A 20,642-nucleotide genomic window follows, 5' to 3' on the forward strand; every position below is an offset into this window, starting at 1 on the left:
AGCCGTAGATCGCCTGGCACGGATCGCCCACGGCGGTGACGGCGTGCCCCGTACCGCCGCCGAAGAGGCCGGAGAGCAGCACGCGTTGGGCGACGGAGGTGTCCTGGTACTCGTCGAGGAGGACGACGGGGAACTCCTCGCGCAGCGCCCGGCCGACCTCCGGGACGTCCCTCGCGAGGCGGGCGGCGAGGGCGACCTGGTCGCCGAAGTCGAGCCGGTTGTGGCGCTCCTTGCGCGCGCGGTACTCGGCGACGAGGCCGAGCAGCTCCCTCCTCCCCCGGGCCGCCCGCGGAACCTTGCGGAGCTGCTCGTTGCCGAGGCGCACGCCCTCCAGCTCGGCGAGGAGCCCGGTGTCGAAGGCGCGCAGCTCCCCGGGGGCCACGAGGTGCTCGGCGAGCTCGGAGTCGAGCGCGAGGAGCTGCTCGACGAGGGTGGGGACGGAGGCGGTGAGCTCCTCGAAGGGACCGTGCGCCTCGCGTACGACGGAGGCGGCGAGCTGGAAGCGGGTGGCGTCGGCGAGGAGGCGGACGTCGGGCTCGATGCCGAGGCGCAGGCCGTGGTCGGTGAGGAGCCGGCCGGCGAAGGCGTGGTAGGTGGAGATCCGCGGTTCGCCGGGGGCGGCCTCCGGATCCGCCGGGTCGGTCTCGGCGATCCCGGCGCGGAGCAGCGCCTTGCGTACGCGTTCGGAGAGTTCGCCGGCCGCCTTGTTGGTGAAGGTGAGGCCGAGCACCTGCTCGGGCGCGACCTGCCCGGAGCCGACGAGCCAGACGACGCGGGCCGCCATCACCGTCGTCTTCCCCGAGCCCGCACCCGCGACGATCACCTGCGGGGACGGCGGCGCGACGACGCACGCCAACTGCTCCGCGGTGAAGGGGATGCCGAGGAGCTCCTTGAGCTGCCCGGGATCGCTGAGGTGAACAGGCACGTCCACGACGGTAGTACGCACCACCGACAACCGGCGCCGGCTACTCCACCACCTGCCGCCCCTCGGGCCGGGCCGAGCACGCGCGGCGGAAGGCGCAGTGCTCGCAGTGGCGTCCGGGGCTCGGCGTGAACCGCTCGTCGAGCACGCGGCCCGCGGCCTCGGCGAGGAGGTCGCCGACCCAGGCGTCGGTGCCCTCGCCCTCCGACCCTTCGCCGAGCGGAGGTTGGTGCTGCACGGCGGGGAGCGCGTCGCCGCCCTCCTTGGCCGGGGCGCCGAGGCGGAGGTGCACGAGCGAGGCGCCGCCGGGCCGCGGCTGCTCCGGTGGCGCGGTGTCGAGGAGGCCGTCGGCGGCGCCCTCGCGCACCGCCAACTGGTAGACGGCGAGCTGCGGATGGGAGGCGACCTCGGCGGAGGCGGGCTTGGCGCGGCCGGTCTTGAAGTCGACGACGTAGGCGCGGCCCGAGGCGTCGCGCTCGATCCGGTCCATCGTGCCGCGGATGCGCACCTCGTACTCGCCCGCCTTGAGCGTGACGTCGAACTCGTGCTCGCTGCCCGCGGTTTCGCGTCCGGCGTCGCGCTCGGCGACGTGCCAGCGCAGGAACCGCTCCAGCGCCGCGCGCGCGTTCTCGCGCTCCTGCACCGACCGGAACGGCGCCTCGAAGCTGAGTCCCTCCCAGACCGAGTCGAGCCGCTCCAGGAGGACGTCGAGGTCGGCCGGGGTGCTGCCGGAGGCGACCTCGTCGGCGAGCACGTGGACGACGTTGCCGAAGCCCTGCGCCGCGGTGGACGGGGTGTCGGCCTTCACCTCGCGGCCGAGGAACCACTGGAGGGAGCAGACGTTGGCGAGTTGGTCGAGGGCGCTGCCCGAGAGCGCGACGGGGCGCTCGGGGTCGCGGACCGGCGCCTCGGAGCGGGTCGGCTCGTACAGCCCCCACCAGCGCGTCGGGTGCGCCTGGGGGACGAGTGCGTTGCCGTCGTCGTCGCGGAGGGCCGCGAGCCGGGCGAGGCGTGCGGCCGCCGCCTCGCGGAGCGCCGGGGAGGCCGCGGGGTCGACCGTGGTGGCCCGGAGTTCCGCGACGAGTCCGGCGACCGAGAGCGGGCGGCGCGGCCGGCCGTGCACGGCGACGGGTTCCTCGCCGAGTTCGGCGAGGAACCGCGAGGGCTGGTCCCCGTCGTCCGTCGCGGCGCGCACCGCGGTGACGACCAACCGCTCGCGTGCGCGCGTCACGGCGGTGTAGAAGAGGCGTCGCTCCTCGGCGAGGAGGGCGCCGGGCGGGAGCGGTGCGGCGATGCCGTCGCGGCCTATCCGGTCGGCCTCCAGCAGCGAGCCGCGCCTGCGCAGGTCGGGCCAGAGCCCTTCCTGCACCCCTGCGACGACGACGAGGCGCCACTCGAGCCCCTTGGCCCGGTGCGCGGTGAGCAGGCGCACGGACTCGGGGCGCAGGGCGCGTGCGGCGAGCGTGTCCGCCGCTATGTCCTGCGCCTCCAGCTCTTCGAGGAAGTTGCGCGCGCCCCGGCCGCCGGTGCGCTCCTCGGCCCTCGCGGCCACTTCGAAGAGGGTGCAGACGGCGTCGAGATCGCGGTCGGCGTTGCGCCCTGCCGGGCCTCCGCGGCGGGCCGTGCGCTCCAGACGCTGCGGCCAGCCCGTGCCGTCCCAGAGCGTCCACAGCGCCTCCTGCGGGCCTGCGCCCGCAGCGAGTTGGCCGCTCGCGCGCGCGAGGAGGGTGCCGAGGCGGTACGCCGCTCGCGCCGGCGCGCTCGCCTTTCCCTGGCGCTCGTGCGCACCGTGCGCGCCGAGGCGCTCCGGTTCCGCGAGCGCCTCCGCGAGGAGCACGTCGGACGGACGCGGTACGCGCGCGCCCCCCGCACGCTCTTCCTCGCGCAGCGCGCGCCCGAGCCGGCGCAGGTCCGCGGCGTCGAGGCCGCCGAGCGGGGAGGAGAGCAGGGAGAGCGCGGGCTCGGTCCCCGCGTCCTCGGGCGTCCCCTCCGCGGCCCAGCGCAGCGCCGCCAGCAGCGGTGCCACGGCGGGCTCGTGGCGCAGCGGCACGTCGTCCCCCTCGACGTCGACGGGGACTCCGGCCGAGACGAGCGCGCGGCGCATCGACGGCAGGGAGCGGCCGCCCGCGCGGACGAGGACCGCCATCTCCCGCCAGGGGACGCCGTCTTCGAGGTGCGCGCGGCGCAACAGGTCGGCGATGTTGTCGAGTTCGGCTCCCGGGGTGGGGAAGGTGAGGACGCGGAGGTGGTCGGCCTTCTCCCGGCGCTCTGCGGCCGTGAGCGCACGGTGCGCCCGCACGGAGTCGGCCGGCAGCCGTCCCAGCGGCATGCGGCGGGCGACCTCGCGGGTCGCCGCCAGCAGCCGCGTCCCGAAGCGGCGGCCCGTACGCAGCACGGAGACGGGCGCGGGCCGCCCGTCGGCCCGCAGGAACGCCGAGGGGAAGTCGAGGATGCCGTTGACGTCGGCGCCGCGGAACGCGTAGATCGACTGGTCCGGGTCGCCGAAGGCGACGAGCGAGGACCCCGGCGCGGTCCGCCCCGACCCCGTGCAGGTGAGGGCGCGCAGCAGCCGCACCTGTGACGGGTCGGTGTCCTGGTACTCGTCGACGAAGACGGCGTCGTACGCACCGCGCAGTTCCGCGGCGACCTCGGGACGCTCGGAGAGGAGGACGGCGCGGTGCACCAGCTCGGCGTAGTCGAGGACGCCCTGCGCGTCGAGGACGTCGAGGTATTCGGCGAGGAAGGCGGCGGCCGCCTGCCAGTCGGGGCGGTCCGCGCGCTCCGCGAAGGCGGCCAGCTCCCGCGGTCCCAGGCCGAGTTCGCGGCTGCGGGCGAGGACGGCGCGCACCTCGTCGGCGAAGCCGCGGGTCGTCAGGCAGGCGCGCAGCTCGTCGGGCCAGCGGATGGCGCCGAGCTCCTGCTGGCCGGCGAGGAGTTCGCGGATGTGGAGGTCCTGCTCGGGTCCTGAGAGCAGCCGCAGCGGCTCCGCGAAGAGCGCGGCGTCCTGGTGCGCCCTGACCAGCGCGTAGCAGTAGGAGTGGAAGGTGGTGGTGAGCGGGGGGCGCAGGGCGGGGCCCGGCTGCTGCTCGGCGGCGAGCCGCGCGGCCGTCGCGTCCCTCAGCTCGACGGCCGCACGGCGGCTGAAGGTGAGCACCAGCAGGCGCTCCGGGTCGGCGCCCGCGCGTATCCGCTCGACGACCGACTCCACGAGTGTCGTGGTCTTGCCCGTCCCCGGTCCGGCGAGGACGAGGCGCGGGCCCTCTCGGTGGTCAACCACCGCTCGCTGCTGTGCGTCCAAGGCAGGGGCGCGCGCCGGCTCAGCGACGGTGCGCACCAGCCGGTACGCGCCGGGTGCGGAGCCGGGGCGAGGCGCGGAGGCCGGGTCGGCAGGAGTGGAGGGGCTCACATGGATCGCCTAGGGGTGCTGTGCCGGACGGTGCAGACGCTACGCCGCTCGGCACGCGTGGCGCACTCCGGTGCGCCTGCGGGCTCGCGCGGGGGCGCGGGCGCCCGGGGGCGGGCGCCGCTGGGCTCCGCCTCAGCCCTGCACGTCGCCCTCCCAGCGCGCGCTGCGCATGTCGATCCGGGGTGTGTGCTCCTCGGCCGCGCCGGTGCGCAGCCGCAAAGGTGTGCCCTCCGCGCGGTAGGCGGCGAGCGCCTCGCGTTCGCTTCCGGCGAGCAGGACGCCGTCCGCGCGCACGACGCGCCACCAGGCGACGGCGCCGCCGTAGAGCGCCATCACCCGTCCCACCTGGCGTGGTCCGCCCTCGCCGAGCCACTCGGCGATGTCCCCGTAGGTGAGCACCCGTCCGGCCGGGATCGCCTCGGCGACCTCGAGGACCTGCTCCGCGTACGCGGGCAGTTCGCCCGCGCTGCCCCGCCCCTCACTTCCGTGCATGGGGACCATGCTGCCGCATGCCACCGACAACCGTGCCCGGACCGCGGTCCGGGCCCGCGCGAAGCCGGCGGCACAGGGGCGGCATTCCTCCGAATACCCCCTCCTGCCCCCCTCGCTCGCCCACCCGTGCCACCATCTTCCGGGCGGTGACGAGTGAGAAGCGACCACGACGGGACGGGATCAGGGCAGCGGCAGGGCCCGCCTGAGGAGGACAGCCCCGCCGCCCACCGCGCTGCCCGCGATCGAGAGGCACAGGGAACGGGGGCGTCCCCCGGCGGACCACCGCAGGAGGACGGCGGTCCGGCACACGGAGGTTCGGTGAAGCAGGGTTCGGGGGAGCAGGGAGCCGCGGGGAAGCCGCCGGCTCCTGCTCCGACGGGCGCGCAGGACCGGGCGGAACCGCACGGTCCCCAGCCGGACACCGGGACGCACGGACCGCGCAAGGGTCCCGTCAAGGAGACGCTGGAGGCGGTGGCCGACCGCGTGGAGAGCGACGAGCCGCTCCTCTCCGCCCGCGTCCACCGCCCGTCCGACCTGCTCCGGCTCGTCCTCGGGGTGCTCGGCATAGCGGTCGTCCTCACGATCGCGAACTTCGCGCACGGTACGACGGCCGGGCTCGAACAGGACATCGACAAGGGCACCCGCGAGGCGCCCGACCTCCTCATCCGGCTGATCGGGCTGACCTCCAGCATCGCGGTGCTGCTCGTCCCCGTGGTCTTCGCCGTCGAGCGCCTCATCAAGCGCGACGGGCTGCGGATCGCGGACGGCGTCCTCGCCGCCGTCCTCGCGCACGGCGCTTCGCTCGCCGTCGACCTGTGGGTGACCCAGGCGGCGCCCGAGTCCATCCAGGAGGCGCTCACCAAGCCGATCACCAGCGGCGACGCGACCACGCCCGTGCACAGCTACCTCGCACCCGTGATCGCGTACATGACCGCGGTCGGCATGGCGCGCAGGCCGCGGTGGCGGGTGCTGCTCTGGGCGGTGCTCCTGCTCAACGCGGCGGCCGTGCTCATCCCCGGGTACACCACCGCCTTCTCGATCGTCATCACGGTCCTCATCGGCTGGTCCGTCGCGTACGGCACGCTCTACGCCGTCGGAACGCCCAACGTGCGGCCCACGGGGCAGACGCTCCTCGCCGGGCTGCGCCGGGTCGGCTTCAACCCGGTGAGCGCCCTGCGCGTGGAGGAGCCGGGCGAGGCCGAGAACCCGGACGCGAGCGACCGCGGCCGGCGCTACCGGGTGACGCTGGAGGACGGCCCTCCGCTCGACGTGACGGTCGTCGACAGGGAGCAGCAGGCGCACGGCTTCTTCTACCGCGTCTGGCGCCGGCTGGCGCTCCGCGGCATCACCCAGAACCGCAGCCTCCAGTCGCTGCGCCAGGCGCTCGAACAGGAGGCGCTCCTCGCCTACGCCGCCACGGCGGCCGGAGCCAACGCACCGCGGCTCATCGCCACTTCGGAGCTGGGACCCGACGCGGTGATGCTCGTCTACGAGCACATCGAGGGCCGCACCCTGGAGCGGCTCGGCGACGACGAGATCTCCGACGGACTCATGCGCACCGCGTGGCGGCAGGTGAAGGCGCTCCAGTCGCGCCGGATCGCGCACCGGCGCCTCGTGGGGGACGCGCTCCTCGTCGACACCTCGGGCGCCGTCCACCTCACCGACCTGCGCGGCGGCGAGATCGCGGCGGGCGACCTGGTGCTGCGGATGGACGTGGCGCAGCTCCTCACCAGCTTCGGTTTCCGCGTCGGCGCCGAGCGGTCGGTCGCGGCGGCGGTCGAGGTCCTCGGGCCGGACGCGGTCGCCGACAGCCTCCCGCTTCTCCAGCCGATCGCGCTCAGCCGCAGCACCCGGCACACGCTCCGCAGGCTCGGCAAGGAGCGGGCCCAGCGCGAGCGGGAGGCCGTGATCGAGGCGTCCCGCTCCAACCGGACCAGCAAGGAACGCGACGGCGACCGGCGCTCGGTGCGCGCGGAGAAGCACGCCGAGAAGAAGGCGCTCGACGAGGCGCTGGAGGAGGCGCGCGAGGAGGACCTGCTGGCGCAGATCCGTCAGCAGGTGCTGCTGATCCGGCCGCAGGCGCCGATAGAGCCCGCGCGCCTGGAGCGCGTGCGCCCGCGCACGCTCGTCACCTTCATCGCCGGCGCGCTCGCGGCGTACTTCCTCCTCACCCAGCTCTCGCAGGTACCGATCGCCGTCGTGACGGAGGCGAACTGGGCGTGGGTCGGCGGCGCGGTCGCCTTCTCCTCGGTGACGTACCTCTTCGCGGCCATGTCCCTGCTCGGCTTCGTGCCGGAGAAGGTGCCGTTCCTCAGGACCGTCTCGGCACAGGTCGCGGGGTCGTTCGTGAAGCTCGTGGCGCCCGCCGCGGTCGGCGGCGTCGCGCTCAACGCGCGGTTCCTCCAGCGCCAGGGCGTGCGCCCGGGGCACGCGGTGGCGAGCGTGGGCGCGTCCCAACTCTTCGGGCTCGGCAGCCACATCACGCTGCTGCTCGTCTTCGGCTACCTCACGGGCACCGAGCACACCCCGACGCTCTCGCCGTCCCGCACCGTGATCGGCGGGCTGCTCACCGCCTCGGTGCTGGCGCTCGTCGTGGCGGCGGTGCCGGCGCTCCGCAGGTTCGTCGCGGGGCGGGTGCGCTCGCTCTTCGCGGGCGTCGTCCCGCGCATGCTCGACGTGGTGCAGCGTCCGCAGAAGCTCCTCTCCGGCGTGCTCGGGATGCTGCTGCTCACCCTCGCCTTCGTGATGTGCCTCGACGCCTGCATCCGCGCCTTCGGCCACGAGACGAGCTACGCCAACCTCGCCGTCGTCTTCCTCACGGCCAACGCGCTCGGCTCCGCCGCACCGACGCCGGGCGGACTCGGCGCCGTCGAGGCCGCGCTGATCGCGGCGCTGATCGCCTTCGGCGTACCGAAGGAGGTGGCGACGCCCGCGGTGCTGCTCTTCCGGCTGATGACGCTGTGGCTGCCGGTCCTCCCCGGCTGGCTGAGCTTCACGCAGCTCACCCGGAAGGGTGCGCTCTAGGCGCCCCGTCGCCACCCGTACGCACCGCGCAGCGCGCCGCCCGCGCCGGTGTGCCCGGACGATGAAGCGAGCCCGCAGAGCCGCATCGCCCACCGGTGGGAGGACGTCCGATGCCTATCCACGTCTCCGCAGCACGACGCGGTGGCCTCGCCACCGCCGCGCTCGCGGTGGCCGCACTCGCAGGGGGTTGCGCGGCGCCCCCCGGCGGTATGCAGGCGAGCGGGCGGATCGCAGTCGCCGGGACGGCGAGCCCGTCCGCCGACCTGCCGTCCTCGCTCACCGGGCAGCGTCTCGACTGGTCGCCGTGTCCTGCGCCGAGCGACAAGCAGGGCACGACGGGCGAGGCGCCGTCCCGGCTGCCCGACGGCACCCGCTGGGAGTGCGCGACCCTCAAGGCCCCGGTCGACTACTCGAAGCCGGAGGGCAAGACGCTCGGCATCGAGATGATCAAGGCCAAGAAGGCCCGCGGGAAACGGAGCGACGGCGACCGGATCGGCTCGCTCCTCTTCAACTTCGGCGGCCCGGGCGACTCCGGCGTCGCCACGCTCCCCAACGCGGCGCAGGACTACGAGAAGCTGCGCGGCCGGTACGACCTCGTCAGCTTCGACCCGCGCGGCGTCGGCCGGAGCAAGGGCGTCAACTGCCTCGGCGCCGAGGAGCTCGACCGCTACTTCGCGGCCGACTGGACCCCCGACACCAGGCGCGAGGAGAGCGGACTCCTCGCCCGCCAGCGGCAGTTCGCCGAGGGCTGCGAGAAACGCGCGGGCGACCTGCTCCCCCACCTGACCACCGAGAACACCGCCCGCGACATGGACTTGATGCGGCAGGTACTCGGTGACGACAGGCTCCACTACTTCGGCGTCTCGTACGGCACCGAGCTCGGCGGCGTCTACGCGCACCTGTTCCCCGAGAAGGTGGGACGCGCCTTCTTCGACGGCATCGTCGACCCGACGACGACGCCGGAGCGCGGCGCCCTCAGCCAGGCGAAGGGGTTCGAACTCGCCCTCGGCAACTACCTGGAGAGCTGCGCCTCGCAACAGGACTGCCCCGTCGGCGACGACCCGCGGAAGGGCCGCAAGCGGATCGAGGAGCTGCTCACCCGGCTCGACTCCGACCCGCTGCCGACGCAGGACGGGCGGAAGCTCACCGAGGCGCAGGCCGCCAACGGGATCGCGCAGGCGCTCTACTCCAAGGAGCTGTGGGGCTCCCTCACCGAGGGCCTCACGCAGGCGATCGACGACAAGGACGGCAGCATCCTGCTCTTCCTCGCCGACCTGCTCAACGGTCGCAACCAGAACGGCAGTTACAGCACCTTGCAGTCCTCCCTCACCGCCGTGAGCTGCGCCGACGAGAAACAGCGCTACAGCCGGGCGTCGATCGCGAAGCTGCTCCCCGACTTCACCGAGGCGTCCCCGATCTTCGGCCCCTCCTCGGCCTGGGCGCTCTCGCACTGCCACGACTGGCCGGCCCGCGGGAAGTCGAAGACGACCGACGTCGAGGCGAAGGGCTCGGCGCCGATCCTCCTCGCCAGCACCACGGGCGACCCCGCGACGCCCGACGCAGGGGCCCGCAACATGAAACGCGAACTCGGCGAGGACGTCGGCGTCCTGCTCACCTACGAGGGCGAGGGCCACGGCGCCTACGGCTCCACCGCCGGTCAGGGCGACGGGGAGGACGGCGGCCCCGGCTGCGTCGAGAAGGCGGTCAACGGCTACCTGCTCGACGGGAGGACGCCGAAGGACGGGACGAGCTGCGACTGAACCCGCCCACGGCAAAGGGGCCCGCACCGGGGTGCGGGCCCCTTTTCGGACCGCTCAGTAGACCGGCTTCTCCGGTTCGATCTGGTTGACCCAGCCGATGACGCCGCCGCCGACGTGGACCGCGTCCGAGAAGCCCGCGTCCTTGAGGACGGCGAGGACCTCGGCGGAGCGGACGCCCGTCTTGCAGTGCAGCACGATGCGCTTGTCCTGCGGGAGCTCCTGGAGCGCACTGCCCATGAGGAACTCGTTCTTCGGGATCAGACGGGCACCGGGGATCGAGACGATCTCGTACTCGTTGGGCTCGCGGACGTCGATGACGTCGATCTGCTCGCCCTCGTCCATCCACTCCTTGAGCTGCTTCGGAGTGATGGTGGCGCCCGCGGCCGCCTCCTGCGCCTCGTCGGAGACGACGCCGCAGAACGCCTCGTAGTCGATGAGCTCGGTGACCGTCGGGTTCTCGCCGCAGATCGCGCAGTCGGGGTCCTTGCGGACCTTGACCTGGCGGTACTCCATCTCCAGCGCGTCGTAGATCATCAGGCGGCCGACGAGCGGGTCGCCCGCGCCGGCGAGGAGCTTGATCGCCTCGGTGGCCTGGATCGAGCCGACGGAGGCGCACAGCACACCGAGGACGCCGCCCTCCGCGCAGCTGGGAACCATGCCGGGCGGCGGGGGCTCCGGGTAGAGGCAGCGGTAGCACGGGCCGTGCTCGCTCCAGAAGACCGACGCCTGGCCGTCGAAGCGGTAGATCGAGCCCCAGACGTACGGCATGTTCAGCAGCACGCAGGCGTCGTTGACGAGGTAGCGCGTGGCGAAGTTGTCCGTGCCGTCGACGACGAGGTCGTACGGCTCGAAGATCTCCATCACGTTGGAGGAGTCCAGGCGCTCCTCGTGGAGGTTGACCGTGGTGTACGGGTTGATCCCGAGCACCGTGTCCTTGGCGGACTCGGCCTTGGAGCGCCCGATGTCCGCCTGGCTGTGGATGATCTGGCGCTGGAGGTTGGACTCGTCGACCTCGTCGAACTCGATGATGCCGAGGGTGCCCACCCCCGCCGCGGCGAGGTACATCAGCGTCGGGGAGCCGAGCCCCCCTGCGCCGACGCAGAGCACCTTCGCGTTCTTCAGCCGCTTCTGCCCCGCCATCCCGACATCCGGGATGATCAGGTGGCGGGAGTATCTGCGGACCTCGTCGACGGTGAGCTCGTCAGCTGGCTCAACCAGGGGTGGCAGTGACACGGATACCTCAACAAGGGTGTTGGTCTGGGACGTACGTACGGGTTCCTCCCCCACCGGGGCGGGGTCGGTCCTCTCGTAACACTGCCACGGGCCTGCTCATTCCGAGACAGCAGGTCCGAGCCGCGAGACGAGTTCGTCCCAGCAACCGGGCAGGCCGCGCCGGGGTTCCGGCCGCGGTCCGCGGTGCGGTCGGCGCGGCGGACCGCACCGCAGGTGCGCCGAGCGCCGCGCCTTCGGCGGCTGCGGCGGTCCGGCGGATGACCTCCCCGCCAGGAGCCGGCGAGGACGACGTGCGGCCGCCCCGCGAGGCAGAAGGGCGGAGAGTCGGGGGAAGCGGCTGGGGGCCGTCCGGCTTTCCGGCCGCTCGCTCCGGCTCGTCCGGAGGCTAACCTGCGCCCATGGATCGGACCGCCCTCGCTTCCACCGTCGCCGCCTGCAAGGCCCTGATCGACACGCGCTTTCCGGAGGACGGCGAGAACGGCGCCGCAGCCATGCTCCTCAAGGACGGCACCGTCCTCACCGGCACTGCGCCGGATGCTTTCAACCCGTCAGTCGAGGTATGCCACGAGACCGAGCCGTACTGCGCTGCATACCGCTTGGCCCAGCGCATCGTCGCCTCCGTCTGCCTCCACCGCGAGTCGGGAGGGCGCACCGTCGTCCTCAGCCCGTGCGGCGTCTGCCGGGAAAGACTGGCGGTCCACGGTCCCGGCGTTCTGGTCGCCGTCGCCGACCGGCAGGATCCGACCACCGTCGTGTGGAAGCCCCTCAAGCACATGCTTCCCGATTATTGGATGACTGTCTTCCCTGACGAGACAGCACGGGGATGGACCGCCTGAGCCCAGCCCTTCCGGCCGTGACCGAGTCGGACGTTCAGGGGGTCCGGTAGGTCGCGTCCCGAGCCATAGGCGGAACGCCGTCCGCGCACCGTTCCGCATGCCGAGACGCCGGAGCGGCTCGACGCCACCGGAGCCGGAGCACGGCGGCGGCGCACTCCGACTCCCGGCGGCCGCCCGGCCACCCTCCGGACACGACGCACCCGAAAGCCGCCCGCGCACGGGCGGCCCGAGGCGCGCCAACTCACCCCGGGCCGCGGACGCGAGCGGCGGACGCGCGCCGGTCCGGCACACCGCCCCGGGTGCCCGGCACGAATGCCCCGTAACGCGACCGCGCCGGGCGACGAGGACGCGCGGCGCCGCCCGTCAGATGCGGCACGCAGCCTCCATCCAGATGTCGGCGAGCGATTCCTCCAGGCCGATGCGCGGCCGCCAGCCGAGCCGGTCGCGTGCCGTCCGGATGTCGGCCTGCTGCCAACCGCCGCAGCCGTCCGGATACGGGTACGAGGCGGGCGAGACCTGCCCGTCCCGCGGCCCGCCCTGCTGCCCCGGCAGTTGTGCGACGCCCGGCTCCCGCACGGGGCCGGGGTGGGGCGCGCCCGACTCGTGGACCTGCCCCGTGAATCCCGCGACCCGTGCCAGCAGCGAGGTGGCGTCCCGCAGACGGACCGCACGCCCCGTCCCGATGTTGATCACGCCCTGGGCCGCCGAGAGCGAGGCGGCGTGCACGGCGCGGGCCACGTCCCGCACGTCGACGAAGTCCCGCTGCGCACCGAGCCCGTGCATCCGCAGCTCGGCGTCCCCGTGCTGCATCGTGCGGCGCATCGCCTCGGCGAGACGACCCAGCGGGGCACCCGCGGGCGTCCCCGGACCGACGGGCGAGAAGACGCGGAGCACCACCGCGTCGAGCCCGGAGGCGAGGACGAGCTCCGTCGCCGCGAGCTTGCTGACGCCGTACGGGCCGCCGGGGCGCGGCACCGAATCCTCGCCCGTCGACGAGCCCGGTTGGGAAGGGCCGTACTCGGAGGCGCAGCCGACGTGGACGAGCCGGGCGCCGCAGCCGCTGCGGCGCAGCGACTCGCAGACCGTCGCCGTCGAGACGACGTTGTGCCGGATCAGCTCGCGCCCGCCGCCGCGTGTGGCGCCGGCGCAGTTGATCACGACGCCCGGGTGCACCGCGTCGAGGAAGCGGGTGAGCGCCCCCGGGCTCCCCGTGGACAGGTCGAAGCGGACGTCCGCGTCGTCGCTCCGGCCCAGCGCGGTGAGCTGCACGGCAGGGTCGGCGAGGAGGCGGTCTCCGACGAAGCGTCCGAGGTAACCGCTGGCTCCCAGCAGCAGCACTCTCATCGTGTGGACTCCTTCGGGTTCGGTGCGCGGTGGCTTGCCTGCGCTTGGGTCACTTGCTGCTCCTTGTCGTTCGTCGCACCCGCGCGGCGCGAGCGCGGGGCGTGGAGGGGACACTGCCGCGCCCCCCTCGTGGACGCCGCGGGGCACGGCGGACGTCCGGTGCGGCTGCGCGGCCCGTCCCCGGCGCGCGGCCGGATCACGGGGCCGCCCCGCACCGGTGCGCCGAAGCGCGGGCGAGCGCCCTGGCCGCGTGGACGAGCAGCACCAGCGCGGCCCCGCCGCACGCCAGCAGCGGGACGACGGGCGGCCCCACGGCTGCCACGGCGACCTCCACCGGGCGGCCGACGGGCGCGAGCGACGGCACCCTCGCCGCCAACACCGCGCCGAGGCAGAGGAGTTCGACCGCGGCCGCGGCACCCAGACCCGCGACGGCGGCGGAGTGCAGACCCCGCACGGCGAGGAGGAGTACGAGGAAGAGCAGCACGGCGAGCGCGGCCGCAGCCGCCTGCGCCCACTCGCCGGGAGGGTGCGCGTACCCCGGAAGCGGAAGCAGCGAGAGCACGGTGACGGCCTCCACCACGAAGAGCGAGCCGGCGAAGACCGCCACCACCAGGAGCACCAACGGCCGCACCCGGGAGGCGAGTTCGCCGAGGTTCCGGCTGTCGGCGAGCCGCCTCCGGGCGGCGCGCGCGAACCAGCGGGCGCACCACACCGCGGGCGCCACGGCGAGCGCCAGCCCCAGCGGAACGCTCGGGTCGGGTGCGGCGAGCGGTCCGGGCGGCAGGTCGGGCCCGCCGCCGAGGACCTCCTCCAACGCCTGGTCTCCGAAGAGCGCGTACGTCAGCAGCCAGCCGCAGGCGAGCAGCGCACCCTTGCTCGGCGCCACCCGGCGCAGTGCGATCCGCAGCGCCACGAGGACGGCGACGGCACCGGCGCCCGCGATCACCGCGCCCGCCGGATGCGGTCCCGGCAGACGGCGCGCGTCGGCCGTGAGCAGCAGCGCCGCCACCGTCAGCAGGCAGAACAGCGCCGGCAGCAGCGGCACCGCGGCCTCGGCGAGTGCACGCACGCGCGGTACGCGCGTCCCCGGCGCGGCTGCCGGGGGCTCGTCCGGGTGCGCTGCGCGCGCGAAGAGCTCCTCGGCGAGCGAGAAGACGTCGCGGTGGCGGAAGCGTGCGGCCGTACGGTCGGTGAGGCCGAGCGCCTCCAGGCCGGCCGCGATCTCCAACGGGTCCACCGCCCGCTCGCACAGGGCGCGGTGGCGCTCCAGCAGGCGGCGGACGGGGTCGGCGGAGCGGGTATCGCTCGCCTGCCGTGCGGGTGATGCCGCCGTGATCGGCGTCCTCCGCCGCGGCTCGCCGCCGTCCCGCGGCCCGGACGCGCTGACGCCGACGTCGGCGAGCAACTCCACGCCCTCGACCGGGGGCTCGGCTCCCTCCTCCCATCCGGAAGTCCGGCGGAGACGGCCCTCCTCCGAGCGGCGCCGCTCGTACGCAGCCGACTGCTGCCGCGCGTCCGCCGACGAGGCAGCCAGGCCGGCGGCTCCTCTCTCGGGTTCTCCGTGCGGCCTCATCCGCGCCCCCCTCCACGACGTGCGGCACGCACCGTGCCGACGGGCACGGGCGAGGCGGCTCGACCGCCGCGCGCCCAGGTCGGCACCTGCGGTGGGGCGTTGCCCTGGCCCTCCTCGCCGTACGCGCACAGGTGCGTCTCGGCGGTGACGGCGAACGGCCTCGCGGCGCGGGCCCGCGGCGGCCCGCCCGAACGCCGCGAGATCAGCTCCAGGTAGATGCCGCGGAACGCCTCGACGTTCTGCTCGACGGTGAACAGCTCCAGCGCTCTCGCCCGCGCGGCGGCGCCGAGCCGCGCACGCCGCTGCGGGTCGAGGAGCAGCGAGGCACAGGCGTCCGCGAGCGCGGCCGGGTTGCGCGGCGGGACCACGAGCCCCGTGCCGCCGACGACTTCGCAGACGGCCCCCACGTCCGTCGCGACCGTCGCACGCGCGCAGAACATCGCCTCCACCAGCGGCACGGGAAACCCCTCGACGACGCTGGAGAGCACCACGGGCCCTTCGCCCGCGAACGCATCGGCGCGCGAGGCGAGTCGCGCCGCTCGGCAACCTGGCCCCGGCAGCGCCCCCTCGAAGGAGACCGGGTTGCGGCCCTCGCCGGAGGCGCCCGGCGCCTCGTCGGGGAAGAGCCCTGCCGCCACGGCGCGGCAGTGCGCCGCGTACCCCGCGTCGGAGCCGTGGTCGGCGACGATCCGCAGACGGGCACCCGGCACGCGCTCCCGGACGCGGACGAGCGCATGGAGGAGGGTGACGACGTCCTTCGCGGGAGCGAGCCGTCCGACCCAGGTGAGCACGGCCTGCCCGGGCCTCACGTCCGCGGCTTCGCCGAGCTCCGCGTACGGCGAGGCGTCCATGCCCGGGTGGACGGTGCGCAGCCGCTCGGCCGGGGCGCCGCACCGCTCCTGCCAGCGGCGGGTGTGCGCGTTGCCCGGCGTGATCAGGTCGGCGGTGCGGTACGCCTCGCGGACGAGCAACTGCTGGAAGGCCGCGAGCACCGCGCGGACGGGCGCGCGCGCACCGGCGACGGCGAGGACGCCGGGGTCCCCGGCGCCGTGCAGGAAGTGCTCGCGGAGCCGGACGCCGTACTCGGTGAGGAGGAGGGGAGTGCCCAGGTTCCGCTTGGCGAGCAGCCCGGGGAGGACGGCAGGACCTGCTCCGACGGCGTGGACGAGGTCGGCGGCGGCGAGCCCGGCTGTCCCGCAGGCGCCGTACCAGTCGAGGGAGAGCGGACGCAGGGCGCGCTCCAACCGCGCGGCCACGGCGAGGAGATCGGGGACCTGGGCCGACTGCACGACCCGGGGCGCGCCCGCGCGACGGCACGCCGACTCCAGGGCGTGCAGGGCGTCCTCGGAGCGGAGGGCGGCCGAGAGCCCTCCGTGCTCGGCCGCGAGCGCGGCGAGGCCGTGGAGGGCGCGGCTGAAACGGTCCTCCACCGGGGCCGCTCGCCCCGACTGCCCCGCGCCTTCCCGGAGTTCGACGACCGGACGGCAGACGGCGTCGGCGAGCGCCCCGAACTCCGCGCGGAACCACCGCCGGACCCTGCGCCCGTACGGCATCGCGGCCGCCTCGGTCCCCCGCCCCGACGCGTCCCACAGCCCCGCCTCGCGCACCCCCACGACGTTCCCCGGGAGCGGAACCCGGCCCGCCTGCTCCTGACGCCGGCTGCGGCTGAGCGCGTAGACCTCGAACTCGTGGCTGTGCAGCCCGCGCAGCAGCCGGTCGCACCAGCCGGCGACCTCACCCTGCACGTAGGGGTAACCACCCTCGGTGAGCAGTGCGACGCGCACGGGCACCCCGTCCCTCTCCTCGGCGAGCCACCGCGCCGAAGGCACCAGTGGCGTGACGGCGAAGACGCTATGCGCGGCGGGAGAAGGCGGTGGACGGTTGTCCGCCGCACCACCGGAAGGGGTGAACCCCCGTGACTTTCCCGGGGGTTGGGCGTTGGCGTGCGCCTAGCCGCGCGGGTAGGGCCAGGCGTTGGGCCGGCACGTGGCGCCGCCGGTGCTGAGGAACTTCGTCTGCTGCATCATCACGGGGGCGAGCGCGCCCTGCTCGGAGCAGCCCACGTGGCCGTGGCCGAGGCGGTGCCCGACCTCGTGGTTGATGAGCATCTGCCGGTAGGCGAAGATGCGCTCGTCGCCGAAGGTCTTCGCACCCTGCGCCCAGCGGTAGGCGTTGATCACCACGCGCTCGGTCGCCGCCGAGTCGCACGAGACCTTCTGCTCGCTGGTGTCGAGCCCGGACTTGGCGCACCACACGTCGGTCGTGCGCGGGCTGGCGAGGCTGATCACGAAGTCGGCACGCTCCGAGGAGACCCGCTCGAAGCTGCGCTCGCCGCCGTGCGCCCAACTCCGGTCGTCGTTGAGGGTCTTGTGGACCGCCTCGGTGAAGAGGTCCGTGTCCAGCGGCAGCCCCTTCTCGACGTCCACCCGGTACCGCACGACGTTGGCACCGCCGGGCCCCTTGTCGTGGCCGCCGACCGTGCGGAAGCTGCCCGAACCGGCGAAGTCGGCCGCCAGGGGCATGGGAGCCGCCATCTTCTCCGCGTACGTCGCGGGAGCGGCTCCCTTGGTGTCGTCGGCTCGTTCGGCGCCCGAACGCGAGGCTCCGTCGACCGTCTCGTCGCTGCGCTGCCCCACGCCCGCGTCGCCCTTGTCGCTCCCGGAGGCGTCGTCGGAGACCTGGCCCGCGACGGTGACGGCGAGGACCGTCGTCACGGCGGCCGCCGCGATGCCGGTGATCGTCCGCCCGCGGGAGCCCCGTCGGGGCGGCGGCGCGATCGGTGCGAGCGGCGCCGGCGGCTCCGCGCCCTCGGCGGACGGCTCGGGCTCGTGCCTCGGTGTCGGCGTACGCGGGGACTGCGGCGCCCTGGGCGGTGCGCCCCGCTGCACGCCGCGGGGCGACCCCGCCGCGAAGACGTCGTCCTGCGGGTCGTCGAAGGCGTCGAGGTACTCCTGCCGCGGGCCGTGCTGGGGCGGGTGATGCGCCGACGCACCGAGATACGGGCGCACCCGCGGGCGCGGGACGGACTCGTCGTGCTCGGTGTGGTCGCCGCGCGCCTGCCCCTGTGCCGGGGCGCCGAAGGCGGGCGAACCGTGCGCCGGGGCGCCCTGCGGCGGGGCACCCGGCACTCGGGGCACGCCGGCGGGCGGCGTGGGCGCGCCGGGGGGCGCGACCCGCGGCGTGCCGGCGGGCGGGGTGACCGCGGCGCGCGGCACCCCGTGGGGCGGGGTGCCGGAGACGGGGCCGCCGTAGGTCTCAGGTGCTCTGGGGTGCGGGGCGCCGGCCGCGGTCTCCTCGGACGCCCGGGACTGCTGCCCGGCGCCCGACTGCGGCGTGCCCTTGCGGCTATGGCGTCCCACTAGTCACCTTTCGGGGGTACATGCGTTGACTCCGCAGCCTCGCGGGCGGCGGTACCCGACGTCAACCGAGCGTGATCCGCGACGAGTTCGCGGAAAGCGGCGCCGACGGCCTCCGGGTACTCCATCATGGCGACGTGCCCGGCCTCGGGGAGCTCCAGCAACCGCGAGTCGCGGAAGGCGACGCTCGCACGGCGCGCCATCCGGAACCCGACGAGCTGGTCGCGGCCCCCGTAGACGAGCAGGGTCGGCGCGAGCACGCGCTCCGCCTGCCGCCACAGCGAGTGCTGCCCACCGAGCGTGTAGGCGTCGACGAGCCCCCTCGTCGAGCGGACCATCGCGTCCCAGAAGTAGGGGAGCCGCTGCCGGCTGCGGTACTCCTCGACCGCGGCGCCGAACGCCCTCGCGTCCACGCGCGACGGGTCGCCGTAGCAGAGCGCGAGGACGTTGCCGACCCGGCGCTCCGGCGTCCAGTCCCGCGAGAGACGGGCGAAGATCCGCGCGACGCCCGGCACCGCGAGCAGCGCCGTCGGCAGGGCGCTGCGCTGCGGCGGGATCTCCGGCAGCGCGGGCGATATCAGCGTCAGGCTGCGCACCAGGTCGGGCCGGAGCGCGGCGACCCTCGTGGCGACGGCGCCGCCGAGGGAGTTGCCGACGAGATGGACGGGACCGCGCGCCGGCCGCTCCGCGGAGTCGAGGTACCGGACGAGCGACCGGGCGTGGCCGGAGACCGAGTAGTCGCCGTCGTCGGGCGGCGGCGAGGAACCGAACCCGGGGAGGTCGACCGCCTCGCCCGCGACGGTGCCCGAGACCTCGCCCAGCAGCGCGGACCAGTTGAGCGACGAACCGCCGAGCCCGTGCACGAGGAGCGCGGGCGGCAGCTTCCCGTCGAACGCCCGGGACCTGCGGACGGCCAGGCTGTACCCCGGGAGCCGGACCGTGTGGACGGTCTCGGCGGCGCGCTCGGTGACCGGCGAGGGGATGGGCGCCGAAGGCGGCAGCGCGCTGGTCTCCCCGGCCTCTTCGGTTGAGGACATGCGGCAATGTTACGAGAGGGTCACACCTCCTCCTCTCCGGCTCCCCGAACTCGGCACCCCTCCACCGGCGCCGGCAGGGAGGGCATGCGGATCACGCCGGGCGCTCCTACGCTCGTGTGCAGGGCGCAGGCCCTGGAAAGGGGAGGTGACATGGCTGTCGATCCGACGGACCCGGACTTCGAGGACACCTACGAGGACGAGAGCGAGGAGGAGATGGACATCGAGGCGCCCGAAGCCGACGCCGCCGAGCAGGCCGCCGAGCTGCTCCGTCAGCGGCAGGAGCCGATCACCGAGCGCGGCGTGACCGAGGCGGACCCGGCCGACGCGGCCGACCAGGCGGAGGTCGTCGAGGAGACCGACGAGGAGGAGTACCGCTAGCGCGGGGAGGTGCCCGCAAGACGGAGAGCGGCCGGGATGGTCCCGAAAAGGGCAGGTCGGAAGGGGGCCCGAGGGTGCGGGGAGGGAAATTCTCCGCTCGCGACGCACACACTTCGGTTACCCAAAAGTACGATGGCGAGGCGCGCATCCCCGCGCGCAGAGACCAAGGAGGCCGCGTGACAGCCATGGAGCAGACCGAGGCGCGTCCGCGAGGGACGCGTCTGCCCCGACGGGCCAGGCGCACCCAGCTGCTGGGCGCCGCCCAGGAGGTCTTCGTGGCGCACGGGTACCACGCGGCGGCCATGGACGACATCGCCGAACGCGCCGGGGTCAGCAAGCCGGTGCTGTACCAGCACTTCCCCGGCAAGCTCGACCTCTACCTCGCCCTTCTCGACCAGCACTGCGAGTCCCTGCTCAACGCGGTACGCGCGGCCCTCGCCTCCACCTCGGACAACAAGCAGCGCGTCCTCGCCACGATGGACGCCTACTTCGCGTACGTCGAGGACGAGGGCGGCGCCTTCCGCCTCGTCTTCGAGTCGGACCTCACCAACGAGCCCGCCGTGCGCGAGCGCGTCGACAAGGTGAGCGAGGACTGCGCGAAGGCCGTCAGCGAGGTGATCGGGGAGGACACCAAGCTCCCCGAGGAGCAGGCGATGCTGCTCGCGATGGGGCTCTGCGGTATGGCGCAGATCACCGCGAGGTACTGGCTCAGCGCCGGCCAGCAGCTCCCGCGCGACGCCGCGGCGAAGCTGATCGCCTCCCTCTCGTGGCGCGGCATCGCAGGATTCCCCATGCAGTAGGCCGCCCGGAGCTCCGCGCCCCGCTCCCGGCCAAGCGCCGTCGGAGCGGGGCGTGTTCGCTGCCGGCGTGCGGGTGCGCGCAGCACCTCGGCGCCGTACCGGGCTAATGTTGCCCCGTACGGCGCGGCCAGCCGCGCACACACTGCCCCCAGGGGACCCCAGAGAGTCGGAGGGACATAGCCGTGGAGGTCAAGATCGGCGTGCAGCACGCGCCGCGGGAGATCGTCGTCGAGACCAAGAAGGCTGCTGACGAGGTCGAGAGCGCGGTCACCGCTGCCCTCTCGGGGGACGTCAAGGTGCTCACCCTCGTCGACGAGCACGACCGCAAGGTCCTGGTCCCTTCCGACCGGGTCGCCTACGTCGAGCTCGGCGAGCCGACGGGCCGGAAGGTCGGCTTCGGCACCATCTGAGCACCGTGCCCGCAGGCGCCCCACGTCGAGGCGCAGCCACGGCGGCGGCCCCGGAATTCACCGGGGCCGCC

15 protein-coding genes are annotated in these 20,642 nt (G+C 74.5%); 6 read left to right on the forward strand and 9 right to left on the reverse strand.

Annotated features, from left to right (window positions below):
• The 3 genes from UWG_RS29925 to UWG_RS0112480 form a co-directional block, all read right to left on the reverse strand.
• Positions 1-925 (reverse strand): UvrD-helicase domain-containing protein (locus UWG_RS29925; protein ID WP_162130079.1); only part of this gene is annotated, 925 nt, incomplete at its 3' end.
• A 40-nt stretch (positions 926-965) separates the two neighbouring features.
• Positions 966-4,334, reverse strand: coding sequence for an ATP-dependent helicase (locus UWG_RS0112475; protein WP_193386442.1), 3,369 nt, complete (start codon positions 4,332-4,334; stop codon positions 966-968).
• Positions 4,335-4,460: 126 nt separating this feature from the next.
• Positions 4,461-4,829 carry an MGMT family protein gene (locus tag UWG_RS0112480; protein WP_016907548.1) on the reverse strand — a complete coding sequence of 123 codons (369 nt, stop codon included), beginning with the start codon at positions 4,827-4,829 and terminating at the stop codon, positions 4,461-4,463.
• 309 nt (positions 4,830-5,138) lie between these two features.
• Between UWG_RS0112480 and UWG_RS0112485 the strand changes: the two genes are divergently transcribed.
• Both UWG_RS0112485 and UWG_RS0112490 read left to right on the forward strand, forming a co-directional pair.
• Positions 5,139-7,844, forward strand: a complete 2,706-nt coding sequence (locus tag UWG_RS0112485) for a lysylphosphatidylglycerol synthase transmembrane domain-containing protein (RefSeq protein WP_016907549.1) — start codon at positions 5,139-5,141, stop codon at positions 7,842-7,844.
• 110 nt (positions 7,845-7,954) lie between these two features.
• Positions 7,955-9,604, forward strand: a complete 1,650-nt coding sequence (locus UWG_RS0112490; RefSeq protein ID WP_016907550.1) for an alpha/beta hydrolase — start codon at positions 7,955-7,957, stop codon at positions 9,602-9,604.
• Between the two features lie 54 nt (positions 9,605-9,658).
• Here UWG_RS0112490 and moeZ read toward each other — a convergent pair whose 3' ends face one another.
• Complete coding sequence (gene moeZ / locus UWG_RS0112495) at positions 9,659-10,837, reverse strand: adenylyltransferase/sulfurtransferase MoeZ (RefSeq protein ID WP_029391387.1); 1,179 nt, start codon at positions 10,835-10,837, stop codon at positions 9,659-9,661.
• Between the two features lie 398 nt (positions 10,838-11,235).
• Between moeZ and UWG_RS29930 the strand changes: the two genes are divergently transcribed.
• Positions 11,236-11,673: a cytidine deaminase gene (locus UWG_RS29930; RefSeq protein WP_016907552.1), complete on the forward strand. Its 438-nt coding sequence runs from the start codon at positions 11,236-11,238 to the stop codon at positions 11,671-11,673.
• Positions 11,674-12,036: 363 nt separating this feature from the next.
• Here UWG_RS29930 and UWG_RS0112505 read toward each other — a convergent pair whose 3' ends face one another.
• The 5 genes from UWG_RS0112505 to UWG_RS0112525 all read right to left on the reverse strand — a co-directional run bounded on the left by UWG_RS0112505 (position 12,037) and on the right by UWG_RS0112525 (position 18,983).
• On the reverse strand, positions 12,037-13,017 hold the full coding sequence (locus UWG_RS0112505; protein ID WP_016907553.1) for an NAD-dependent epimerase/dehydratase family protein: 981 nt from the start codon (positions 13,015-13,017) through the stop codon (positions 12,037-12,039).
• Between the two features lie 196 nt (positions 13,018-13,213).
• Positions 13,214-14,590: a hypothetical protein gene (locus tag UWG_RS0112510; RefSeq protein WP_016907554.1), complete on the reverse strand. Its 1,377-nt coding sequence runs from the start codon at positions 14,588-14,590 to the stop codon at positions 13,214-13,216.
• Complete coding sequence (locus tag UWG_RS0112515) at positions 14,587-16,380, reverse strand: DUF3492 domain-containing protein (protein WP_016907555.1); 1,794 nt, start codon at positions 16,378-16,380, stop codon at positions 14,587-14,589. The genes UWG_RS0112510 and UWG_RS0112515 overlap by 4 nt, the downstream gene beginning before the upstream one ends.
• Positions 16,381-16,539: 159 nt before the next feature.
• Positions 16,540-17,949, reverse strand: a complete 1,410-nt coding sequence (locus UWG_RS0112520; protein WP_016907556.1) for a DUF3152 domain-containing protein — start codon at positions 17,947-17,949, stop codon at positions 16,540-16,542.
• Entirely contained in the window at positions 17,949-18,983 is a 1,035-nt protein-coding gene (locus UWG_RS0112525) for an alpha/beta fold hydrolase (protein WP_016907557.1), read from the reverse strand. The genes UWG_RS0112520 and UWG_RS0112525 overlap by 1 nt, the downstream gene beginning before the upstream one ends.
• Before the next feature lie 150 nt (positions 18,984-19,133).
• On the opposite strand from UWG_RS0112525, the gene UWG_RS0112530 reads away from it, so the two are divergent.
• The 3 genes from UWG_RS0112530 to UWG_RS0112540 all read left to right on the forward strand — a co-directional run bounded on the left by UWG_RS0112530 (position 19,134) and on the right by UWG_RS0112540 (position 20,571).
• On the forward strand, positions 19,134-19,361 hold the full coding sequence (locus UWG_RS0112530) for a hypothetical protein (RefSeq protein WP_016907558.1): 228 nt from the start codon (positions 19,134-19,136) through the stop codon (positions 19,359-19,361).
• Positions 19,362-19,537: 176 nt separating this feature from the next.
• Positions 19,538-20,161, forward strand: coding sequence for a TetR family transcriptional regulator (locus UWG_RS0112535; protein ID WP_029391389.1), 624 nt, complete (start codon positions 19,538-19,540; stop codon positions 20,159-20,161).
• A gap of 182 nt (positions 20,162-20,343) precedes the next feature.
• Positions 20,344-20,571 (forward strand): DUF3107 domain-containing protein, encoded by a 228-nt coding sequence (locus UWG_RS0112540; RefSeq protein ID WP_016907560.1) that lies wholly within the window; start codon positions 20,344-20,346, stop codon positions 20,569-20,571.
• Positions 20,572-20,642 lie beyond the last annotated feature (71 nt).

This window comes from Streptomyces xiaopingdaonensis (genome assembly GCF_000262345.1).
Classification (GTDB): Bacteria; Actinomycetota; Actinomycetes; order Streptomycetales; family Streptomycetaceae; genus Streptomyces; species Streptomyces xiaopingdaonensis.